Source organism: Ruegeria sp. AF5, assembly GCF_056541905.1.
The window spans coordinates 1-18,820 of sequence record NZ_JBQFYZ010000010.1; the positions used below are offsets into that span (position 1 = coordinate 1).

At 58.2% G+C, this 18,820-nt stretch carries 22 protein-coding genes; 15 read left to right on the forward strand and 7 right to left on the reverse strand.

All coding sequences use genetic code 11. The features are described 5' to 3' along the window. Nucleotides 1-301 precede the first annotated feature (301 nt). The 7 genes from ACR0DS_RS14155 to ACR0DS_RS14185 all read left to right on the forward strand — a co-directional run bounded on the left by ACR0DS_RS14155 (nt 302) and on the right by ACR0DS_RS14185 (nt 6,043). Nucleotides 302-1,456: a phosphoserine transaminase gene (locus ACR0DS_RS14155; RefSeq protein WP_480559946.1), complete on the forward strand. Its 1,155-nt coding sequence runs from the start codon at nt 302-304 to the stop codon at nt 1,454-1,456. Between the two features lie 97 nt (nt 1,457-1,553). After that, on the forward strand, nt 1,554-3,149 hold the full coding sequence (gene serA / locus ACR0DS_RS14160) for a phosphoglycerate dehydrogenase (protein ID WP_267364308.1): 1,596 nt from the start codon (nt 1,554-1,556) through the stop codon (nt 3,147-3,149). Nucleotides 3,150-3,270: 121 nt separating this feature from the next. Then, nucleotides 3,271-3,999, forward strand: a complete 729-nt coding sequence (locus ACR0DS_RS14165) for a metallophosphoesterase family protein (RefSeq protein WP_209505052.1) — start codon at nt 3,271-3,273, stop codon at nt 3,997-3,999. 35 nt (nt 4,000-4,034) lie between these two features. Then, on the forward strand, nt 4,035-4,913 hold the full coding sequence (serB, locus tag ACR0DS_RS14170; protein ID WP_480559948.1) for a phosphoserine phosphatase SerB: 879 nt from the start codon (nt 4,035-4,037) through the stop codon (nt 4,911-4,913). A gap of 41 nt (nt 4,914-4,954) precedes the next feature. Then, the gene (locus ACR0DS_RS14175; protein WP_480506475.1) at nt 4,955-5,284 is read left to right on the forward strand and encodes an ArsR/SmtB family transcription factor; all 330 of its coding nucleotides are present in this window, start codon (nt 4,955-4,957) and stop codon (nt 5,282-5,284) included. Further along, nucleotides 5,272-5,700 carry an SRPBCC family protein gene (locus ACR0DS_RS14180; RefSeq protein ID WP_480559950.1) on the forward strand — a complete coding sequence of 143 codons (429 nt, stop codon included), beginning with the start codon at nt 5,272-5,274 and terminating at the stop codon, nt 5,698-5,700. The genes ACR0DS_RS14175 and ACR0DS_RS14180 overlap by 13 nt, the downstream gene beginning before the upstream one ends. Nucleotides 5,701-5,722: 22 nt before the next feature. Then, on the forward strand, nt 5,723-6,043 hold the full coding sequence (locus ACR0DS_RS14185) for a YciI family protein (RefSeq protein WP_209505048.1): 321 nt from the start codon (nt 5,723-5,725) through the stop codon (nt 6,041-6,043). Between the two features lie 5 nt (nt 6,044-6,048). On the opposite strand, the gene ACR0DS_RS14190 is transcribed toward ACR0DS_RS14185, so the two are convergent. Continuing rightward, complete coding sequence (locus ACR0DS_RS14190; protein ID WP_480559952.1) at nt 6,049-7,047, reverse strand: asparaginase; 999 nt, start codon at nt 7,045-7,047, stop codon at nt 6,049-6,051. Between the two features lie 179 nt (nt 7,048-7,226). On the opposite strand from ACR0DS_RS14190, the gene ACR0DS_RS14195 reads away from it, so the two are divergent. Beyond that, the gene (locus ACR0DS_RS14195) at nt 7,227-7,763 is read left to right on the forward strand and encodes an invasion associated locus B family protein (protein ID WP_209505046.1); all 537 of its coding nucleotides are present in this window, start codon (nt 7,227-7,229) and stop codon (nt 7,761-7,763) included. 80 nt (nt 7,764-7,843) lie between these two features. Here ACR0DS_RS14195 and ACR0DS_RS14200 read toward each other — a convergent pair whose 3' ends face one another. After that, nucleotides 7,844-8,314 carry a DinB family protein gene (locus ACR0DS_RS14200; RefSeq protein WP_480559954.1) on the reverse strand — a complete coding sequence of 157 codons (471 nt, stop codon included), beginning with the start codon at nt 8,312-8,314 and terminating at the stop codon, nt 7,844-7,846. A gap of 465 nt (nt 8,315-8,779) precedes the next feature. Here ACR0DS_RS14200 and ACR0DS_RS14205 point away from each other — a divergent pair, with 465 nt between their 5' ends. From ACR0DS_RS14205 to ACR0DS_RS14220, 4 genes are all read left to right on the forward strand, one after another. Then, on the forward strand, nt 8,780-8,947 hold the full coding sequence (locus ACR0DS_RS14205; RefSeq protein WP_480488542.1) for a hypothetical protein: 168 nt from the start codon (nt 8,780-8,782) through the stop codon (nt 8,945-8,947). 108 nt (nt 8,948-9,055) lie between these two features. Next, nucleotides 9,056-9,433 (forward strand): lysozyme inhibitor LprI family protein, encoded by a 378-nt coding sequence (locus ACR0DS_RS14210; protein ID WP_480559956.1) that lies wholly within the window; start codon nt 9,056-9,058, stop codon nt 9,431-9,433. A 93-nt stretch (nt 9,434-9,526) separates the two neighbouring features. Then, on the forward strand, nt 9,527-10,714 hold the full coding sequence (gene rlmN, locus ACR0DS_RS14215) for a dual-specificity RNA methyltransferase RlmN (protein ID WP_480559958.1): 1,188 nt from the start codon (nt 9,527-9,529) through the stop codon (nt 10,712-10,714). Nucleotides 10,715-11,000: 286 nt separating this feature from the next. Further along, nucleotides 11,001-11,621 carry a cytochrome P460 family protein gene (locus tag ACR0DS_RS14220; protein ID WP_480546618.1) on the forward strand — a complete coding sequence of 207 codons (621 nt, stop codon included), beginning with the start codon at nt 11,001-11,003 and terminating at the stop codon, nt 11,619-11,621. On the opposite strand, the gene ACR0DS_RS14225 is transcribed toward ACR0DS_RS14220, so the two are convergent. The 3 genes from ACR0DS_RS14225 to ACR0DS_RS14235 all read right to left on the reverse strand — a co-directional run bounded on the left by ACR0DS_RS14225 (nt 11,618) and on the right by ACR0DS_RS14235 (nt 14,596). Next, nucleotides 11,618-13,276, reverse strand: a complete 1,659-nt coding sequence (locus ACR0DS_RS14225) for a U32 family peptidase (protein ID WP_480559960.1) — start codon at nt 13,274-13,276, stop codon at nt 11,618-11,620. The two genes, ACR0DS_RS14220 and ACR0DS_RS14225, sit on opposite strands and share 4 nt — an antisense overlap. A 64-nt stretch (nt 13,277-13,340) precedes the next feature. Beyond that, nucleotides 13,341-13,679 carry a hypothetical protein gene (locus ACR0DS_RS14230; protein ID WP_480559962.1) on the reverse strand — a complete coding sequence of 113 codons (339 nt, stop codon included), beginning with the start codon at nt 13,677-13,679 and terminating at the stop codon, nt 13,341-13,343. Further along, nucleotides 13,676-14,596 carry a DnaJ C-terminal domain-containing protein gene (locus tag ACR0DS_RS14235; protein ID WP_480559964.1) on the reverse strand — a complete coding sequence of 307 codons (921 nt, stop codon included), beginning with the start codon at nt 14,594-14,596 and terminating at the stop codon, nt 13,676-13,678. Before ACR0DS_RS14235 ends, ACR0DS_RS14230 begins: the two co-directional genes overlap by 4 nt. Before the next feature lie 160 nt (nt 14,597-14,756). Here ACR0DS_RS14235 and ACR0DS_RS14240 point away from each other — a divergent pair, with 160 nt between their 5' ends. After that, nucleotides 14,757-15,140: a hypothetical protein gene (locus ACR0DS_RS14240; protein WP_480493903.1), complete on the forward strand. Its 384-nt coding sequence runs from the start codon at nt 14,757-14,759 to the stop codon at nt 15,138-15,140. Here ACR0DS_RS14240 and ACR0DS_RS14245 read toward each other — a convergent pair whose 3' ends face one another. Together ACR0DS_RS14245 and ACR0DS_RS14250 are read right to left on the reverse strand one after the other, a co-directional pair. After that, nucleotides 15,141-16,241, reverse strand: a complete 1,101-nt coding sequence (locus ACR0DS_RS14245) for a cystathionine gamma-lyase (RefSeq protein WP_480559966.1) — start codon at nt 16,239-16,241, stop codon at nt 15,141-15,143. A 3-nt stretch (nt 16,242-16,244) separates the two neighbouring features. Further along, on the reverse strand, nt 16,245-17,087 hold the full coding sequence (locus ACR0DS_RS14250; RefSeq protein WP_480559968.1) for an LOG family protein: 843 nt from the start codon (nt 17,085-17,087) through the stop codon (nt 16,245-16,247). A gap of 79 nt (nt 17,088-17,166) precedes the next feature. Between ACR0DS_RS14250 and ACR0DS_RS14255 the strand changes: the two genes are divergently transcribed. Continuing rightward, nucleotides 17,167-18,078, forward strand: coding sequence for a threonine/serine dehydratase (locus ACR0DS_RS14255; protein ID WP_480474195.1), 912 nt, complete (start codon nt 17,167-17,169; stop codon nt 18,076-18,078). Between the two features lie 44 nt (nt 18,079-18,122). Beyond that, nucleotides 18,123-18,722, forward strand: a complete 600-nt coding sequence (locus tag ACR0DS_RS14260; RefSeq protein WP_209598385.1) for a GntR family transcriptional regulator — start codon at nt 18,123-18,125, stop codon at nt 18,720-18,722. The last annotated feature ends 98 nt before the right edge of the window (nt 18,723-18,820 follow it).

Here is an 18,820-nt window from a genome sequence, read left to right on the forward strand (position 1 = left end):
GACAAATACTGGTCCCCCGTCAACCGCGTCGACAACGCATACGGCGACCGAAACCTCGTCTGCACATGCCCACCAATGACAGAATACGAAGACGCCGCTGAGTAACACAGACAAACCCCGCCGAAACATCGGCGGGGTTTTTCGCCAATCGGAAACGCGTGTTCTGATTTGTGCCCGTTTCAGATGTCGTTTTTACCCGGTAAAGCGTCTTTTCCGCTTGCTGCAGATGCGAAGGCCCCCTAGGTCTGTCCGTGGGACACCCCTCCCCAACGAGGGGCGTGTATCTGGAAGGGTAATACACATGACGATCGAACAACCGGCGACGCGGCCGGCCAATCCGCGCTTTTCTTCGGGCCCCTGTGCCAAACCCCCCACATTTGACCTGACAAAACTGGCCGATGCCGCATTGGGCCGGTCGCACCGCGCCGCTGTCGGCAAGGACAAGCTGAAGGCGGCCATCGAAGGCACGCGCGAGATTCTGGGCATTCCGGCGGATTACCGCGTTGGCATCGTTCCCGCCTCGGACACTGGCGCGGTTGAAATGGCGCTGTGGTCTTTGCTGGGTGAGCGCAAGGTCGAGATGCTGGCCTGGGAAAGCTTTGGGTCCGGCTGGGTGACCGATGTGGTCAAGCAGTTGAAAATCGACGCCGAGGTGAAAACCGCGGATTACGGGCAGATCGTTGATCTGGCCTCGGTCGATTTCGCAAATGACGTGGTCTTTACGTGGAACGGCACCACCTCGGGTGTTCGGGTGCCCAATGGCGACTGGATTGCCGATGATCGCCAGGGCCTGACGATCTGTGATGCAACCTCGGCGGCCTTTGCGATGGATCTGCCCTGGGACAAGCTGGATGTAACGACCTTCAGCTGGCAGAAAGTGCTGGGCGGCGAAGCAGCCCACGGGATGCTGATCCTCAGCCCGCGTGCGGTTGAACGGCTGGAAAGCTATATCCCCGCATGGCCGCTGCCCAAGATTTTCCGCCTGACCAAGGGTGGCAAGCTGATCGAGGGCATCTTTACCGGGGCAACGATCAACACACCGTCAATGCTGGCGGTTGAGGATTATCTGTTTGCGCTGGACTGGGCCCGCTCGGTGGGCGGATTGCAGGGGCTGATCGCGCGGGCGGATGCCAATACGGGTGCGGTACACGCGTTCTGCGACCAGAACGGCTGGATCGCAAACCTGGCCGAGGATGAGGCGACACGGTCGAACACTTCGGTCTGCCTGAAGTTCACCGATGCGCGTATTCAGGACGGTGCAGCCTTTGCCAAGGCAGTCGCCAAGCGGCTTGAGACCGAGAATATCGCGCTGGATATCGGCGCCTATCGCGACGCGCCAGCAGGTCTGCGCATCTGGTGCGGCGGTACGGTTGAAACCTCGGATATCGAGGCGATGCTGCCCTGGCTGGCCTGGGCCTTTGCGACCGAGATCAAAGCGCAGGCGCAGGCTGCCTGAGTTTCATGTGCCGGGCTGAAGCCCGGCCTACCCCATCACCGTTTTAGGGCGGGCGTCAGCCCGCTATCCCCCTGAAGAATTCAAAGGACCAAGCAAAATGGCTCCCAAAGTACTGGTATCCGACAAGCTCAGCGAAACCGCAGTGCAAATTTTCCGCGACCGTGGCATCGACGTGGATTTCATGCCCGAGCTTGGCAAAGACAAGGACAAGCTGGCCGAGGTGATCGGTCAATATGACGGTCTCGCCATCCGTTCGGCCACCAAGGTCACACCGACCCTTCTGGAAAAAGCCGACAGGCTGAAGGTCATCGGCCGCGCCGGGATCGGCACCGACAATGTCGACAAAGAGGCGGCCTCGAAAAAAGGTGTGATCGTGATGAACACACCCTTCGGCAACATGATCACCACCGCCGAACACGCCATCGCGATGATGTTCGCCGTGGCGCGGCAGATCCCCGAGGCCAGCACCTCGACCCATGCGGGCAAGTGGGAAAAGTCCAAGTTCATGGGGATCGAGCTGACCAACAAGACACTGGGCGTGATCGGTGCCGGCAACATTGGTGGCATCGTGTGCGAACGCGCGTTGGGCCTGAAGATGAAGGTTGTCGCCTATGATCCTTATCTGGGCGAAGAGAAAGCCTCTAAGATGGGCGTCGAAAAGGTCGAGCTGGATGAACTGCTGGCGCGTGCCGATTTCATCACCCTGCATGTGCCGCTGACGGATCAGACTCGCAACATCCTGAGCCGCGAGAATCTGGCCAAAACCAAAAAGGGTGTACGGATCATCAACTGTGCCCGTGGCGGTCTGGTCGATGAAGTGGCGCTGGCCGAGATGCTGCAATCCGGCCATGTTGCCGGAGCGGCCTTTGACGTGTTCAGCGAGGAACCCGCCAAGGACAACGCATTGTTCAACCTGCCCAACGTGGTCTGCACGCCCCATCTGGGCGCGGCGACGACCGAGGCGCAGGAGAACGTGGCCTTGCAGGTGGCTGAACAGATTTCGAACTACCTGCTGACAGGCGCGGTCGAGAACGCGCTGAACATGCCCAGCGTGACCGCTGAAGAAGCCAAGCTGATGGGGCCGTGGATCAAGCTGGCAGGTCATCTGGGCAGCTTCATCGGCCAGATGACGGACGAGCCGGTCAAGGCGATCAACATCCTCTATGACGGTGTGGCCGCTGAAATGAATCTGGCTGCGCTGAACTGTTCGGTGGTCGCGGGGATCATGAAAAAGTTCAACCCCGAGGTGAACATGGTCTCGGCCCCTGTGGTCGCGAAAGAGCGCGGGATCAAAATCTCGACCACCAATCAGGACAAGTCGGGTGTTTTTGATGGCTATATCAAGGTCACGGTCGTAACGGACAAGCGTGAACGGTCGATCGCGGGTACGGTGTTCAGCGATGGCAAGCCGCGCTTTATCCAGATCAAGGGCATCAATATCGATGCCGAGGTCGGCGCTCATATGCTGTACACCACCAACGAAGACGTGCCCGGCATCATAGGCACGCTGGGTCAGACCATGGGTGAAAACAACGTGAACATCGCCAACTTTACCCTCGGCCGATCCGAGGCCGGAGGCGAAGCGATTGCATTGCTCTATGTCGACGAACCGGTCCCGGCCGAAGCGCGGGCGAAGCTTGCCGAAACAGGCCTGTTCACACAGATCAAGCCACTGGAATTCGACGTCGCCTGATCGGGGCTGTTGAGTTTGAGGAACAGTTCAGGACCCGGTTATGCGAATATCCGGGTCCTTTGTTCTCTCAAACCATGATCTGAGGCACAAGCAAGCTGAACTTTACCGCCGGAGGCCGTCTATGACGCAGCCAATCTATGTTATTGGTGATCTGCACGGGCAGGTGGCTGAGCTGGAGCGCGCGCTGTCCCTGATCCAAAGCGACGGCGGCCCCGATGCTCAGATCGTGTTTCTGGGTGACTACGTTGACCGCGGCCCTGACAGTCGCGGGCTGATCGAACGCCTGATTGCCGGGCGTGATGCGGGTCGGAACTGGATCACTCTGCTGGGCAATCACGATCGCATGTTTGCCTGGTTCATGGAGGACACGCCGCGCCACGATCCGCATTTGTTGGTGGGATACCACTGGCTGCATGACAGGTTGGGCGGGGTCGAAACCCTGCGCAGCTATGGGGTGGAATTCGAAGGTCAGATCCGCCTTGAAAACCTGCACCGGATGGCACAGGCAGCCGTGCCGAAATCGCACCTGACCTTTCTGCGCGATCTGGTGGCGATGCATCAGACGCCCGAGATTGCCTTTGTTCATGCGGGTATCCGTCCGGGTGTGCCGCTGAATGAACAGCAGGCAAGTGATCTGATCTGGATCAGACAGGACTTCCACGACTACCAAGGCCCGCATCCCAAACTGATCGTTCATGGACACACGCCTGTGGATCAGGCGACGCATTATGGCAACCGGATCAATCTGGACACGGGGGCCGGGTACGGACGCCCGACGGGCGTCGCCGTATTCGAGGGACAGAATTGCTGGGAACTGACCGAACAAGGTCGAACACCATTGACGCCCTGACCGTTCCGCATGGGTATGACACTGGAGATTGGAATATGTACGTCGCCACTTTGCTGACCAACCCGGCTGCACCCTCACTGGACCGCGACTTGCCAGAATCGCTGCGCAACGCGTGGGGCGGTGGGGATGTCCTGTGGCTCAGCCCGGACGAGGCGGTCGAGTTTGACCTGCGCGACATGCCCGCCAATCGCTGGGACGTTTGGGCAGACTTGCAAGGCATGGGCGTGGACCTGATTGTACAGCCTGCGGCTGGGCGGCGCAAAAAGATGCTGCTGGCCGATATGGACAGCACCATGATCCAGCAGGAATGCATTGACGAACTGGCGGATGAGGCTGGCGTCGGCGAAAGGGTCAAGGACATCACCGCCCGCGCCATGAACGGAGAGTTGGATTTCGAAGGTGCCCTGATCGAACGGGTTGGTCTGCTGAAGGATCTGGATGAAAGCGTCATTGGCAAAGTTCTGCGCGAACGGATCACGCTGATGCCCGGCGGACAGGCGTTGCTGGCAACGATGCGGGCTAACGGAGCCTATGCTGCACTGGTGTCCGGTGGCTTTACCGCCTTCACCACGCGGGTGGCAGAACTGCTGGGGTTCGATGAAAACCGCGCCAACACTCTGCTGGCCGCAGATGGCAAACTGACGGGCGATGTGGCGCGTCCTATTCTGGGACGTCAGGCCAAAATCGAGGCGCTGGAACAGATCTCCACTCGCCTTGGCCTGTCCGAAGTTGACGTGATCGCCGTCGGCGACGGGGCCAATGATCTGGGCATGCTGGGGCGGGCCGGAACCGGCGTTGCCCTTCATGCCAAGCCGTCGGTGGCCGCGAAATGCGATGTGCGGGTGAATCACGGCGACCTGACGGCACTGCTTTACCTGCAAGGGTACAGTCGCGCGGATTTTGTCGAGTCTTGACAGGGCTTTTCATTATTTAACATTTGTGTTAAATATAGGTCATGAGCACGCTTCTGACCACCTTTTCCGCTTTGTCCGACGCCACCCGGTTCTCGATTGTCGAGCAATTGATGGAGCAGGGCGAACTGCCCGCCGGTGACCTGATCGAAGGGCGCGGAATGTCCGGCGCTGCGATTTCGCGCCATCTGAAAGTATTGCGCGAAGCCGGGCTGGTTGAACAGCGCGTGCGGGGCACCCAACGGATGTACTCCATCCGGCCCGACGGGCTGCGGATGATTGCCGACTGGACGATCTCCAAACGGCAATTCTGGGAAAGCAGCCTCGATCGCCTCAGTGATATCATCGAAAGGGAGAATTCATGGCCGACCTGAAACTGGAACGGGACTTCCCCGTCAGCCCAGAAGACCTGTTTGCATGGATCAGCGACGGCAGCCGGTTGTTGCAATGGTGGGGGCCCGAAGGGATGCACGTGCCTGAACACAATCTGGATTTCTCGCGCACCGGCCCGTGGTATTCGGTCATGGAAAACGGCGAGGGCCAGCAATACAAGGTCTCGGGCCACGTCACGCATGTCGACCCGCCAAACTCGGTGGGGTTTACCTGGGGCTGGCATGACGATCAGGATCAGCGCGGGGCCGAAAGCCACGTCACCTTCACAGTCACAGCGACAGGCACGGGGTCACGCCTGGTTTTGGACCATCGCGAACTGGCCGATGCCGAAGCAGCCGCGAACCACAATCAGGGCTGGACGTCTTCGTTGCGCAAACTCGAAGCGAATTGCAAATAAGATTTCATCAGGGAGGAGCGATATGCCCCAATATTTGTTTGTCTATCACGGGGGACACACCCCGACCGACCCCGCCGAGATCGAGGCGACCATGGCCGCTTGGGGCGCATGGTTTCAGGGTATGGCCGAAGCGTTAGAGATCCCCGGCAACCCGGTCGGACAATCCTATACGGTCAGCAGCAGCGGGGTTGTCGACAATGGTGGTGCAAACCCGGCCTCGGGCTTTACCGTGATCAAGGCCGACAGCATCGACGCCGCGACCGAGATGGCCAAGGGCTGTCCGATGGTCGTCAACGGCTCGGGCTCGGTCGAGGTTGCCGAGGTGCACGAGATCGAGATGTAGCGGCCTTAGCCGGGGAAACCCGGCGCAGGTTTGATCACGCCGCATTCCAGCCCCCGGCGGCTGTATTGCGTGGCGTTCATGAATTTGCGGGTGGCCGGGTGATCGGCCTCCAGCACACCTAGGCTCACCAGAATGGCGGCGATGGCACATTCGCTGGCGCGTGTGGTGCCATCGGTGATCTTCAACGCAACGCCCATACGTTTTTCCGGGATGATGGCCACAAACACCGCCTCGGCCCCGGTCTTGATGGCGACGCGCCCGTTCATGGCGCGCATCAGTTCGGTGCAGGCACGGGTCTCACCGGCAACCAGTTCCGGATGTTTCACCATGGCTGCCACCAATTGAACCGCCGCCTCGCTGGAACGGTCGGACCGATCCGAGGCGCTTGCGAACCATGCCATCGACCGGGCCAGCCCGGCCAGCGACACGGCGAAATTCGGGGCGGAACAGCCGTCAATACCGTAACCGGGGCTGGTTTCGCCTGACGTTTCTTCGATGGCAGACAGGCAGGCCTGCTGCACCGGGTGATCGATTTCCAGATATTCCGGCCCTGCGCCCATATGCTGACCCAGTGTCAGGAAACCACAATGCTTGCCGGAACAATTGTTGTGGATCTGGCACGGGGTGTCATCCGCCAGGATCAGCCGATCCCGCGCGGCAGTGTCTGCCGGCTCCTGTGGCCCGCAGCGCAAGTCGTGCTCGCTCAGCCCCAGATGATCAAGCCACGCCGTCACGCGGTCGGTATGGATCGCGGCCCCGTTGTGTGACGCGCAGGCCAGCGCAAGATGTTCGCTGTTCAATCCGTATTTTGCCGCGGCTCCTGACGTGACCAGCGGAAGCGCCTGAATCATCTTGGCGGATGAGCGCGGATAGATAACCGCCTGCGGGTCGCCCCAGCTGCGCACGATCTGGCCGGTGTCGTCGCAGATGACCGCGTGGCCCAGATGCAGGCTTTCCAGCAACTTGCCGCGCCACAGTTCTGTCATTGCTACGGGCTGCGTCATCAGGACCTCCGAAATTTATGCGCAAAAATCTGCCAATCGCCCTTTCGCCTGTGGCGAAACCTGCGTTAGTGTGTGTATGTCGGCAATCATCGGAATGCGCAACGGAATAGACGGGCCGGAAGGGTTCGCAGCCATGTCCGATGGATTTGAGGTATCGGTCGAGCTAGGAGGCTGGACAAATGGGATCAATGCTCGTTCGTACGATTGCGGGCCTGTGTGTGGCAGGCATCGCCGCAACGTCTGCACTCGCCCAACAGGCGACAAGCACAAACCGGGTTGCTGCAAAAACGGACTGGAGCGTTTTTGTCGAAGATGATCCCACCGAATGCTGGAGCGTTTCGGCCCCCAAGGAAACCGTGAACACCCGGGGCGGGCGTGTCGTATCCGTTCGGCGCAGCGACATCCTGTTGTTTGTGTTCTATCGCCCCAATGCCGAGGTCAAAGGACAAGTGACCTTTACCGGCGGCTACCCGTTTGCTCCTGGATCGACGGTGAACCTGAATGTCGACGGGTCCGAGTTTGAACTGTTCACCGAAGGTGAGTGGGCCTGGCCCGCATCAGATGCAGATGACGCCAAGATCGTCACCGCGCTGAAACGCGGAACCGAGGCTGTTCTGACTGCCCGGTCCGAACGCGGCACACAAACCAAGGACACCTTCTCGCTGCTGGGCTTTACCGCAGCAATCGAAGACGCTGAAAAGCGCTGCACCAAGTAAGCACCCCGACCTAAGCAAATGGTCCCGTCTTTGGCGGGGCTTTTTTTTGATTGGCTACGGTCAACGGCGTTCAGCAATTGCTACGGCATTCCTGAAATGTCCGTTGGTTCAGGAGTTACCCCTGTCGCAGTGAGCATGGCATGTACCTGTCCCCGGTGATGGGTTTGGTGGTTGAAAAGCTGAACGACACAGACAGCTTTCGGCATTTCAATTTTGGCAGAGCCGTCCGGAGGGTACCATTTGATCGCGCCCTTGAGATCTGTGTCGGTTGTACTGGCTGCCCACCGTTCGATTTCCGCGTCTCGTTCTATGCGTAAGCTTTTGAACTCAGACCAGTCTGTTGGACTGGTTAGTGAGTGTGTGATCGTATCTTGTGGGCGTTCATTGCCTTTAATGCGCTCAAGGATAAGCGCGTCGGCCCAATAGAGGTGGTTCAATGTCCCGGCGATGGACTGAAAAAAAGCGCCTCGATCCATCCAACGCTCGGCATTTGTCAATTCGTTGGCCGCTGTAACGAGTGAGGAGTTTTGCCAGCTGTTGTAGCGTGCCATGAGTTGGCAATATTCGGCTGAAATCATTTTCAATGACCTTAGTTCTATTGAAGGGATTGTGGAAAGATGGGGCGCTTAGCATTGGCATTGAGCAAATTGCGCCTTCAAACGGGCAGGCTAGCGCGCCGCCGCGTGACGCCATGTTAGATGCGCCACCGACTTTGCGTAAGCTTTTTCTTATTTGTGCCTGTCAGGATGCAGTATCACCAAGCGCCGCTTTCGGTACGCTCCACATTCAACCAGTATGCCACACAAGCGCTTCCGTCGTAATTATGTTTAAACCCTCTGAGATGGGGAACCTTCAACACCGCGGAACTCAATCACAACGTGGACCAGTACTGTAATTCCTTCCAGAGCGTGGGTTGTAACTTTACGCAGGATCAACCCGTTTACTTGATCCGTATCAATGTGAGCTCTGACGATTTCCGAACTAATCAGTTCAAGAGAAACCAGGGAGTTGCCACCATGCTGAACAAATCTCTTGCCGCGTTGATGATGATATCAGCCATGCTGCTGAGTGCCTGCGAAAACAAGGGCGAGACTTATCCTGTAACCGGCGAACAATGCGGACCGAACGATCCGGTCAAGACCCTGGATGCCGAAGATTGCTATATCCCACCCGCGGGTGTCTGACGCGGAACTGCATTTCCGTTGGTTTAGGGGGCCAACCGGCATCTAAACCTTTCTGGCAAAAAATGTTACTCTGGCCTGACCCCAGCTGAATGGATGAATGAGGCGGCCATGCGTCTGATCTTGATCGCGCTGCTTTTGCCAGCCACCGCAACCGCCGACCCGGCGTTGGAATGTTCCGACGCCGGATCACAAGTCGAAATCGGATCCTGCGTCGGAGAGATGGAAGCACGGATCTCGCGCGCGCTGCAGGTGAGTTTTGATTTGGCGGTACAATCTGCCAAGGAACTGGACGAGGTCACCGGGCGGATAGTGGCTGAACCTGCCCTCATAGCGGCGCAACAGGCCTGGGAAACCTATCGCGATACGCATTGCACCGCCGTCGGCGCGTCGTTTGGTGGCGGATCGGGTACAGGTATCGCAATCACATCATGTCGGGTGAATTTGGGGCGGGCACGCGTTGAAGAACTGTTGAGTTTTGCAGACTGACTGAAACGATTCCTTTTGATCTTTGCACAGGTTCCTATATAGAGGCGCATCCCAAGCCAGAATCCTTGAAGATACGCCTCAGCAGGTACCACAATGTCGCCCAAAGCGCCGATCACTCAAGACGTCATGACCCTCCCTCGCAAATTGCCCGAGGGGAAGGTGAACCTTGTCGGTCTAACCCGCGACCGTTTGCGCGAGGTCCTGATCGAACATGGTACGCCCGAAAAGCAGGCAAAGATGCGTACCGGTCAGATCTGGCAGTGGATCTATCAATGGGGTGTGTGTGATTTTTCCCAGATGACGAATCTGGCCAAAGCCTACCGTGCGCAACTGGCCGACAACTTTGTGGTCGAGATACCCGAGGTGGTGACCCGACAGGTGTCCGAGGACGGCACCCGCAAATATCTGTGCCGGATCGCGGGTGGGCACGAGGTCGAGGTGGTCTACATCCCCGAGGAAGATCGCGGAACGCTGTGCATATCGTCTCAGGTCGGATGTACGTTGACATGTTCGTTTTGTCATACCGGCACCCAGAAACTTGTACGTAATTTAACATCTGCAGAAATTGTCGGGCAGATCATGATGGCGCGCGACGATCTTGAAGAATGGCCGACCCCCGGTGCGCCAAAGGATGAAACGCGCCTTCTGTCGAACATCGTTCTGATGGGAATGGGTGAGCCGCTATACAATTTCGAAAACGTCCGCGATGCGATGAAGATCGCGATGGATCCCGAGGGGATTTCCCTGTCGCGCCGCCGCATCACGTTGTCAACCAGCGGAGTGGTGCCCGAGATTGCGCGCACCGCCGAGGAAATCGGCTGTCTGCTGGCGATCTCGTTCCATGCAACCACGGATGAAACCCGCGACGTTCTGGTTCCGATCAATAAACGCTGGAATATTGAAGAGTTGTTGAAGGCGCTGGCCAGCTATCCGAATGCCTCGAACTCCGAGCGGATCACGTTCGAATACGTGATGCTGGATGGTGTGAATGACAGCGACGCGGATGCCCATCGTTTGATCGACCACATCAAGCGTCACAAGATTCCGGCCAAGATCAACCTGATCCCGTTCAACGAATGGCCCGGTGCACCGTACAAGCGCAGCTCGAACAACCGCATCCGCGCTTTTGCCAACATCATCTATCAGGCAGGCTACGCCTCTCCCATTCGCAAGACACGGGGCGAGGATATCATGGCGGCGTGCGGTCAGTTGAAATCGGCAACCGAACGCGCCCGCAAATCGCGCAAACAGATTGAGTCCGAAGCCGGTTTAACCCGGTAGTTTTTCTGTTGGATTCATCATGGTTTGGATGGTCGCGCTTTGATTGTCAAAGATGACCGCCCGCACGCATGAAGTGTGCCTGTAAACTTAATGTTTCAGGTACTGATTCAATATGCAAAGTTTGCTATATTTTAATGATTCAATGCCGCAGGATGCAGGTTCAAATCGATGCACAAGGCGGTGAGTTTCCGGGACCTGAGCTGGTAAGAGATCCCGGAGCCGCTAAAATGCGAATACTGCCGTCAAGTGGCGCTCAGGCGAACTGATTTTCAGGTGGGTCGTAATAATGGACTCGTATCTTCGAATTTTTCTCCAGCACAAGGCCATTGCGTGCGCGATACTTCTGATTTCTTCAGGATTGGCAACGGCGGATGGCCACAACGCTCATATCGCGATTGAAAATCCGGCAGAGCTGAGCAAGGATGAAGCCGCGGCTCACTACCATTCACTGCGCCGCCGCATGGCACGGGGGTATGCTGCGGCGCAACTGGATCTGGTTCTAAACTATCAAAGCTGGCCGCTTTTCAACGACGCGCCATATATTTCCGCGACACACGGTCAGCGTTACGTAAACACGTATGCCAACCGAATGGCCCATAACTACGGGACATTGCAGCAAGGCGAAGAACTTCCCATGGGATCGGTGCTTGCCAAGGACAGCATGACGGTGACCGATGAAGGTCACATACATCCCGGCGCCATGTTCATAATGGAAAAACTGCCAGAGGGTACCAGCCCGAACACCGCTGACTGGCGTTATATCATGGTGCTGCCAGACGGGTCCTTGTATGGCGATACAATGGGCGCCCGTGCCAGCGAAGTTGCATATTGCCATGTCTGTCACGAACAAGTGGCGGATCGTGACTATACGTTCTTTGTTCCCGAAGAATATCGGGCGGGAAACTAAGCCGGTTCTCCCGGCAGCTTGAGTTCTGTCGCCTCGCGGCGGCTGAGTTGCTCGCCTTGCTTCCGTTTGGACAGTACCTCGCGGGCCAAAGCGTATTTGTCATCCTGCCAGAAGATCAGGCATCCGTTGCAGCCCTTGCCGCAGCATCCTTCCGTACCGATGCGGTTTGTCTTGAACCGGCGTTCGTTACCGTCTGCGCCGATCTTTTCAACCAGATCATCGCGACGGCGTGCATAAGCTGTTGGATTGTCTCGACCGGAGGTTTCCAATCCCTGCACGAGCTTGTCAAAGCGAATGCGGCTCCAGTGTTCGTCGGTCAGGGCGCGTTCCTTGCGCAGCACCGAGTAGACCGGAAAACGGGCGCGCAGGTCGTCGGTATCCTCGTGATCGAACAGGGTGAAAGGCAACCGGATGATGGTTTTTGTGCTGCCATGAACCACGTCCAACCGTGCGCCATCATGGGCGCGTTCGAAATCATAGACCCGCAGCAGAACCGTGTCGCGTGCGACTGGCGAGACGAAATCCAGCACATCACCCGGTTCCAGCTTGTTCTTCACCTCAACCAGAAAGGCATCCTCGGTCACTTCGGTGACGATCCCGGCATATTCCCATTGCGAGATCGAGGCCGTGTGTTCGTAATCATGTGCATAGTTTGTCAGCCGACCCTCGTGAAAGGCCAGCGTATAGCCGCGATTTCCGACGGTTTCGAGCTCGCGCATGTAAGGCTTGGGGTCCCAGTTTTCGGGATCCGCGAAATAGTCATCGATGGCCATACGATAGGCCCGCGCGACGATCGCGGCGTAGTATTCCGATTTGCCGCGCCCCTCGACCTTGAGGCTGTCGACTCCGATTTTCAGGTACTCGTCCAGCTTCGGCATGATGCAGAGGTCGCGTGAGTTGAGGATGTACGAGCCGCGATCATCCTCTTCGATGGGCATAAGGTCACCGGGGCGGCAGCCTTCTTCCAGCAGGAATTCGAACAGGTCGGCGTTTTCCTCGGTGATACGCAGCTCCTGATGTGTGCCATCCTTGAGGCGCAGTTTCAGACCATAGTTCCAGCGACAGGAATTGGCGCAGTTGCCCTGGTTGGCCCCGCGTTCGGCCATGAAATTCGACAGCAGACAGCGGCCCGAGTAGGTCATGCACATAGCACCGTGCACGAAGGCTTCTAGCTTTATATCAGGGCATTTCTCACGAATCTCGACCAGTTCGGGATAGGAAACCTCACGCGCCAGAACCACCAGCTCGGCCCCCTGATCCTGCCAGAACTTCACCGACAACCACGAACAGATATTGGCCTGGGTCGAGATATGCAGCGGCAGTTCGGGCGCGCGCTCGCGGACGTATTGGAATACGCCCGGATCGGCGATGATCAACCCGTCGGGCTGCGCCTTGCGCACCGTGTCGATGTATTCGTCCAGTTTCGGGATGTCTTTGTTATGCGAGAACAGGTTCAGTGTCAGGTAGGCGCGCCGGCCATGGTTGTGGCAGAACTCGACCCCTTCAATTACCTCGTCCAGCGAAAACTCGGACTTGGTACGCAGCGACATATCCGGCGTGCCCAGATACACGGCGTCTGCCCCATAGAGGATGGCGAGTTTAAGTTTGCGCAGATTGCCCGCAGGCATCAGCAACTCGGATCTGGGCTGGGTCATGGAAGCTACCTGACAAAGGATCAAGGCGGCCTTCTACGCCATAATCATTGCGCCCAAAACCCTGTTATCTGCGACGGAACAGCGCTGTGCCGATAACTTCGATCAGTTGTTGGCGCACCGGCTCGGGTTGCGCCTCGACTGCGTTCAGAACCTCACGCAGTTCGGCGCGCAGCCCATGCATCTGATCAATCAGCGAGATCATCATCGACAGCGCATCGGCCTCCATGTCGTATTGCTCGTGCAACTCGCAAGCCAGTTCCAGCCGGGCAACGTCGATACTGTGATAGACCAGCCCCTGCTCCGATTGTTCAGGGATCACGATCTCGGCCGCAAGATACTCGGTCAGGCGGTCCGAGGTCAGGCGCGAGACGGTTTCGATCAGTTCCTTTTCGGTCAGGGTCATGACGGCATTCCTTTCCGCGGATCGTAGCGGTGCGTTTCGCGCCATGTCTCCATGAACTGCCTGAGATCATCATCGATCTTGTCGGGCATCGAGACAGTCAATTCGATCAGTTGGTCGCCGCGCAGGGACGAGCCGCGTTTCTTCACCCCCTTGCCGCGCAGGCGAAGGGTTTTGCCGCTGCTTGTGCCCGCCGGAACATTGACGTTCACACCGCCATCGATGGTGGGGGCGGCGACTTTCCCGCCCAGAATGGCCTCATCGATGCTGATCGGCAGCGTGATATGGATGTCGTCGCCCTGACGGTCAAACACCGGATGTTTGGCGACCGTGACGGTCACCAACGCATCCCCCGGAGGGCCTTCGCCATAACCCGGAGCACCCTTGCTGCGCAGGCGGATGGTCTGACCTTCTGTTATACCGGCGGGGATCTTGATCTCGATCCGGTTGCCGTCTGGTAGGGTCAGTTTCTGGCTGGCGCCAAACACGGCATCCAGAAAGCTGATTTGCAGGGAATAGTTCAGGTTATGCCCCGGCGCATGAAACTCATGCCTTTGCTGGTCGCCAAATCCACCGCGGCCGCGCATGAATTCGGCAAAGATGTCCGACATGTCGTCCGGGTCCGCCTGACGCCCGCGATAGGGGTTTCCAGCGGCCTCGGCATAGTCCCGGTAATAGTGTTGTTGCGGGCGTTCCTGACCCGATGCGTCGATTTCGCCATTGTCGTAACGGGCGCGGGTTTCAGGGTCTTTCAGCAAGTCATACGCAGCAGCTGCGGCCTTGAATTTGGCCTCGGCCTTGGCATCGCCGGGTTTCAGGTCCGGGTGGCACTCCTTGGCAATACGCCTGTAGGCTTTCTTGATTTCGTCGGCACTGGCGTCTTTCGATACGCCAAGGACGGAATAGGGATCGTCGCTCATCTCACACTCACGGGTCAGGGACAGGTCTGATCTTGATGAATGTGTTCTACCACGTGTTTTCAACGGGTCAAAAGGAAGAGGCGATTGAATTGTCTCGAAAAAACTCAGAAGCCTGCTAATATCTTCATATTTCTGATTGTAGATTGACGGAGGCCATCCCATGTCGCGCAGAATTAAATCCGCTTTGGCCCTGCTGGCCGGCAATGCCATCGGGTTGTTGCTGGCTTCGCTGATACTGTCCGGTTTCGCGATCAAACCGATCTCATTTATCGTGGTTGTGATCGTTTTCACTGTCGTTCAGGTGATCGCCGAGCCCTTGATACTGAAGCTTGGCGAAAAGAAAGCGCCCGCATTGAAAGGCGGGATCGCCCTGGTCGTGACATTTGTGGGCCTGCTGGTGACCGACCTCATCGCGTCGGGGCTGACCGTTGGCGGTATCTCGAACCTGCTGGCGGCGACGCTGCTTGTCTGGCTGGGGGCGCTGATCGCCAGCGTGGTACTGCCGATCTACGTTTTCAAGGACCTGCGTGCCGCGAATAAGTAATCACAGCGCGTTCAGGCTGGCCTCGATCGCCTTCCACAGTTCGTCCACCGGTTCGCATCCAACGGACAGGCGGATGAAGGCCGGGTCGACACTATCGCCCCAGCGTGCGCGGCGCTCGGCCGAGCTGTGAACACCACCGAAGGAGGTGGCGGGGCGCAAAAGCGGGCAAGTGTTGATGAAGGCCTCGGCCTTGTCTTCGCTTTCCAAAGTCAAGGATAGCAGAAATCCGAACCGTGCCGTTTGTGCCTGCGCCAGTGTGTGTGATGGATCATCGGCCAGCCCAGGATAGCGGACCTGTTTGACCGCCGGGTGACCTGCCAACCGTTCCGCTATTACCTGAGCCGAGTTGCACATCCGGTCAAACCGGACATCCAGCGTTTCCAACCCGCGATGCAACAGCCATGCCTCATGCGGTCCGGGGATCGAGCCGGAGACTCTCCGCCATTCCTCGACCCGTTCCATGATGTCACTGTTGCGGCTGGCCACGTGACCCATCAGCATGTCGGAATGCCCGCCCATAGCCTTGGTGTCGGACGACACGACCACGTCGATGCCCAAATCCAACGGGCGCTGACCCAGCGGTGTCATCGTCGTATTGTCGGCAATCGTCACCCCGCCAGCAGACCGCACCTGTTCGGCTATAACTTTCAGGTCAATCATGTCCAGACCGGGGTTCGAAGGGCTTTCGGCGAACACAACGTCAAACTCATCAAAACCACCTGCGGCAAACGCTGTGGTCGGGCGCTCTTCAACTGTCACGCCAAGACGCGAAAGGAATCGGTCCGCCAGCAGACGGGTGACATAGTACCCGTCCGAAGGGATCAGAAGGCGCGACCCGGCTTGCACCGTTGCAAAAAGAGCCGCAGAAATTGCGGCCATCCCCGAAGGAAAACTGAGGCAAGGCGCGTCTTCCAGATGGGACAAAACATGCTCAAGATGTGCCCAGGTGGGGTTATCGACACGGCCATAGGTCGGGTGACCGTCCGGCGCGCCCGGCAGATGGAACATGCTGCTTTGCGTCAGTGGAAGGGCGACGGGTTCGCCTTTTGACAACGCGTTGCCACGCAGGTGGAGCATTTCGCCTGTCTTTGGGAGTTTCATCGCTCAGCGTCCCGGAATTTCGTCGCGGGGCGGGGCGGGTTCCCAGTTCTCGATGATCTCGGCCGCCTCCTGCGCGGTATCGACAAAGCGGAACAGGTCCAAATCCTCCTCCGAGATCGTACCGGCATCCGCCAGTGCGTCCCAGTTGATAACCTTCTCCCAGAACGCGCGGCCAAACAGCAGGAATGGCACGCGATCCATTCTGCCGGTCTGGATCAGGGTCAGGGATTCGAACAGTTCGTCCAGCGTCCCAAACCCACCGGGAAAGATGGTGATGGCGCGGGCGCGCATCAGGAAGTGCATTTTGCGGATCGCAAAATAGTGGAAATTAAAGCTGAGCTCTGGCGTCACGAAACTGTTTGGTGCCTGTTCGTGCGGAAGCACGATATTCAGCCCGATCGAGCACCCGCCTGCTTCGTGTGCACCGCGATTGCCAGCTTCCATCACACCGGGGCCGCCGCCAGTGACAATCACATTCTCGCGGCAGCCGGTTTCTTTTGATTTTACGGTCATCAGCCGGGCAAACTCACGCGCCTCATCATAATATTTCGAGAGGCTGGCCAGAGTCTCTGTCCGAGCGGTGTGCTTTTGCGAGGGTTCGGGAATGCGGGCACCACCGAACATGACGATGGTCGACGTGATCTCACGCTCGGTCATGATCATTTCGGGTTTCAGCAACTCAAGCTGCAAGCGTACAGGGCGCAGCTCGTCCCGGCACAGAAACTCGTCATCCGCGAAAGCCAGACGGTAGGCCGGAGAGCGTGTTTGCGGTGTGTCCGGAACCTCTTTCGCGGTCGAGCGGTCGGTCTGCGCATCGCGAAACGGACTGTGACGGTCTTCTCTCATCGGTGATCGATCCCTGCTTGCGTGTTTGACAAACAGCTATAGGGTTCGCGGGCAGAGTGCCAGTCACGGAAAGATGAGAATGAATTGGAAAAGTGAAATATCGGCAGCACGGGACCGCATCGCGGGATATGCGCAGGTGACCCCTGTTATGGAAAGCAACATTCCCGGCTATCCGGTTGAACTGAAACTCGAGCACATGCAGCATACTGGCAGTTTCAAGGCGCGGGGTGCGTTCAATACGCTGCTCAGCTCGGACGTGCCGGCTGCGGGTGTGGTCGCCGCATCCGGTGGCAATCATGGTGCGGCGGCGGCCTATGCAGCGCAGACGCTGGGGTATCCTGCAAAAATATTTGTGCCGGAACTGGCGGGCCCGTCCAAGATCGCACTGATCCGGCAAACCGGTGCCGACCTGAGTGTTGTTTCCGGTGAATACGCGAACGCGCTGACCGCAGCGCAAGAGCATGAGGCAACGACGGGTGCAATGCAGATCCATGCTTATGACGCCCCGGCCACGGTGGCGGGGCAAGGGACCTGTTTTGCCGAATGGGACGCCCAGGGCTTGCAGGCGGATACGGTACTGGTCGCTGTTGGCGGCGGCGGGCTGATCGCAGGGGCGCTGGCCTGGTTCGGTGGCGCGCGCAAGGTTGTGGCGGTCGAGCCGGAAACGTCCTGTGCGTTGAATGCAGCGTTGCGCGCTGGTGAACCGGTCGATGTTTCCGTGTCGGGGATCGCCGCAAACGCGCTGGGCGCGCGGCGGATCGGCGAAATCTGTTTTGAACTGGCACAGGGTATGAGTTCGGTTCTGGTGTCTGACGATGCCATCGCTGCGGCACAACTGGCGCTTTGGCGCGCGCATCGCATTCTGGTAGAACCTGCGGGCGCGACCGCATTGGCAGCCTTGACCTCGGGTGCGTATCGGCCTGAACCGGGTGAACGCGTGGCCGTTCTGGTGTGCGGTGCAAATATCGCGCCGGACCCGTTCGCTGGGTAAATTATCGGGTTGTGGATGTGGATGGTGGATTTTATCTATAATCCATGACTGCAATGATTTCCGACACGATTTACCAAAGCCTCAGCCAGCGGATCATCACCGGAGAGCTGGCGGCCGGTGAAAAGCTGCGGCAGGATCATATTGCCCGAACCTTCGATACCAGCCATGTTCCGGTGCGCGAAGCCTTGTTGCGGCTTGAGGCGCATGGGTTGGCCCGGCATGAACCACGCAAGGGAATGCGGGTTACGGCGCTGGACCCGGCAGAGGTTCGGGAGGTGATCGAAATGCGCGTGGCGTTGGAAACGCTGGCGTTGCAGCAATCGATGCAAAACATGTCTCCGGTCGCGCTGGAGAAGATCGAAAACGCACGCATCGCCTGTGACGAGGCGCAGTCGATGCCGCAATGGGAGGCTCTGAACAGAACGTTTCATCGCGCCATCCTGACACCTTGCGGGTTGCCTCGGCTTTTGCACGCAATCGACGATCTGCATATCGCAAGCGCACGCCATCTGTTCGCGCAATGGCGGTTGAAATGGGTGCAACGGGCTGACACGGATCATGCGGCCATCGTGCGGGCGTTGAAGCGCAAGGAAATGGCCACAGCAACGGCGATCCTGACCCGCCATATCCGGCGCGCAAGCTGATGACCCTCTGCCTCAGACGCAATTGGGCCCGTCTACGTCGCATTGCGCCATGGGTCGGGCTTGCGTATAGGCCAAATCAACGTGAACAGATTCTGTAG

Excerpts from the sequence above, each read along its gene's own strand:
- rlmN (WP_480559958.1), top strand. The coding sequence starts at position 9,527 with ATGTCGCCCAAAGCGCCGATCACTCAAGACGTCATGACCCTCCCTCGC.
- ACR0DS_RS14260 (WP_209598385.1), top strand. The coding sequence starts at position 18,123 with ATGACTGCAATGATTTCCGACACGATTTACCAAAGCCTCAGCCAGCGG.
- ACR0DS_RS14195 (WP_209505046.1), top strand. The coding sequence starts at position 7,227 with ATGGGATCAATGCTCGTTCGTACGATTGCGGGCCTGTGTGTGGCAGGC.
- ACR0DS_RS14255 (WP_480474195.1), top strand. The coding sequence starts at position 17,167 with ATGAATTGGAAAAGTGAAATATCGGCAGCACGGGACCGCATCGCGGGA.
- ACR0DS_RS14210 (WP_480559956.1), top strand. The coding sequence starts at position 9,056 with ATGCGTCTGATCTTGATCGCGCTGCTTTTGCCAGCCACCGCAACCGCC.
- ACR0DS_RS14230 (WP_480559962.1), bottom strand. The coding sequence starts at position 13,679 with ATGACCCTGACCGAAAAGGAACTGATCGAAACCGTCTCGCGCCTGACC.
- ACR0DS_RS14245 (WP_480559966.1), bottom strand. The coding sequence starts at position 16,241 with ATGAAACTCCCAAAGACAGGCGAAATGCTCCACCTGCGTGGCAACGCG.
- ACR0DS_RS14235 (WP_480559964.1), bottom strand. The coding sequence starts at position 14,596 with ATGAGCGACGATCCCTATTCCGTCCTTGGCGTATCGAAAGACGCCAGT.
- ACR0DS_RS14155 (WP_480559946.1), top strand. The coding sequence starts at position 302 with ATGACGATCGAACAACCGGCGACGCGGCCGGCCAATCCGCGCTTTTCT.
- ACR0DS_RS14250 (WP_480559968.1), bottom strand. The coding sequence starts at position 17,087 with ATGAGAGAAGACCGTCACAGTCCGTTTCGCGATGCGCAGACCGACCGC.
- ACR0DS_RS14225 (WP_480559960.1), bottom strand. The coding sequence starts at position 13,276 with ATGACCCAGCCCAGATCCGAGTTGCTGATGCCTGCGGGCAATCTGCGC.
- ACR0DS_RS14190 (WP_480559952.1), bottom strand. The coding sequence starts at position 7,047 with ATGACGCAGCCCGTAGCAATGACAGAACTGTGGCGCGGCAAGTTGCTG.
- ACR0DS_RS14180 (WP_480559950.1), top strand. The coding sequence starts at position 5,272 with ATGGCCGACCTGAAACTGGAACGGGACTTCCCCGTCAGCCCAGAAGAC.
- ACR0DS_RS14200 (WP_480559954.1), bottom strand. The coding sequence starts at position 8,314 with ATGGCACGCTACAACAGCTGGCAAAACTCCTCACTCGTTACAGCGGCC.
- ACR0DS_RS14165 (WP_209505052.1), top strand. The coding sequence starts at position 3,271 with ATGACGCAGCCAATCTATGTTATTGGTGATCTGCACGGGCAGGTGGCT.
- ACR0DS_RS14220 (WP_480546618.1), top strand. The coding sequence starts at position 11,001 with ATGGACTCGTATCTTCGAATTTTTCTCCAGCACAAGGCCATTGCGTGC.
- ACR0DS_RS14175 (WP_480506475.1), top strand. The coding sequence starts at position 4,955 with ATGAGCACGCTTCTGACCACCTTTTCCGCTTTGTCCGACGCCACCCGG.
- serB (WP_480559948.1), top strand. The coding sequence starts at position 4,035 with ATGTACGTCGCCACTTTGCTGACCAACCCGGCTGCACCCTCACTGGAC.
- serA (WP_267364308.1), top strand. The coding sequence starts at position 1,554 with ATGGCTCCCAAAGTACTGGTATCCGACAAGCTCAGCGAAACCGCAGTG.
- ACR0DS_RS14205 (WP_480488542.1), top strand. The coding sequence starts at position 8,780 with ATGCTGAACAAATCTCTTGCCGCGTTGATGATGATATCAGCCATGCTG.
- ACR0DS_RS14185 (WP_209505048.1), top strand. The coding sequence starts at position 5,723 with ATGCCCCAATATTTGTTTGTCTATCACGGGGGACACACCCCGACCGAC.
- ACR0DS_RS14240 (WP_480493903.1), top strand. The coding sequence starts at position 14,757 with ATGTCGCGCAGAATTAAATCCGCTTTGGCCCTGCTGGCCGGCAATGCC.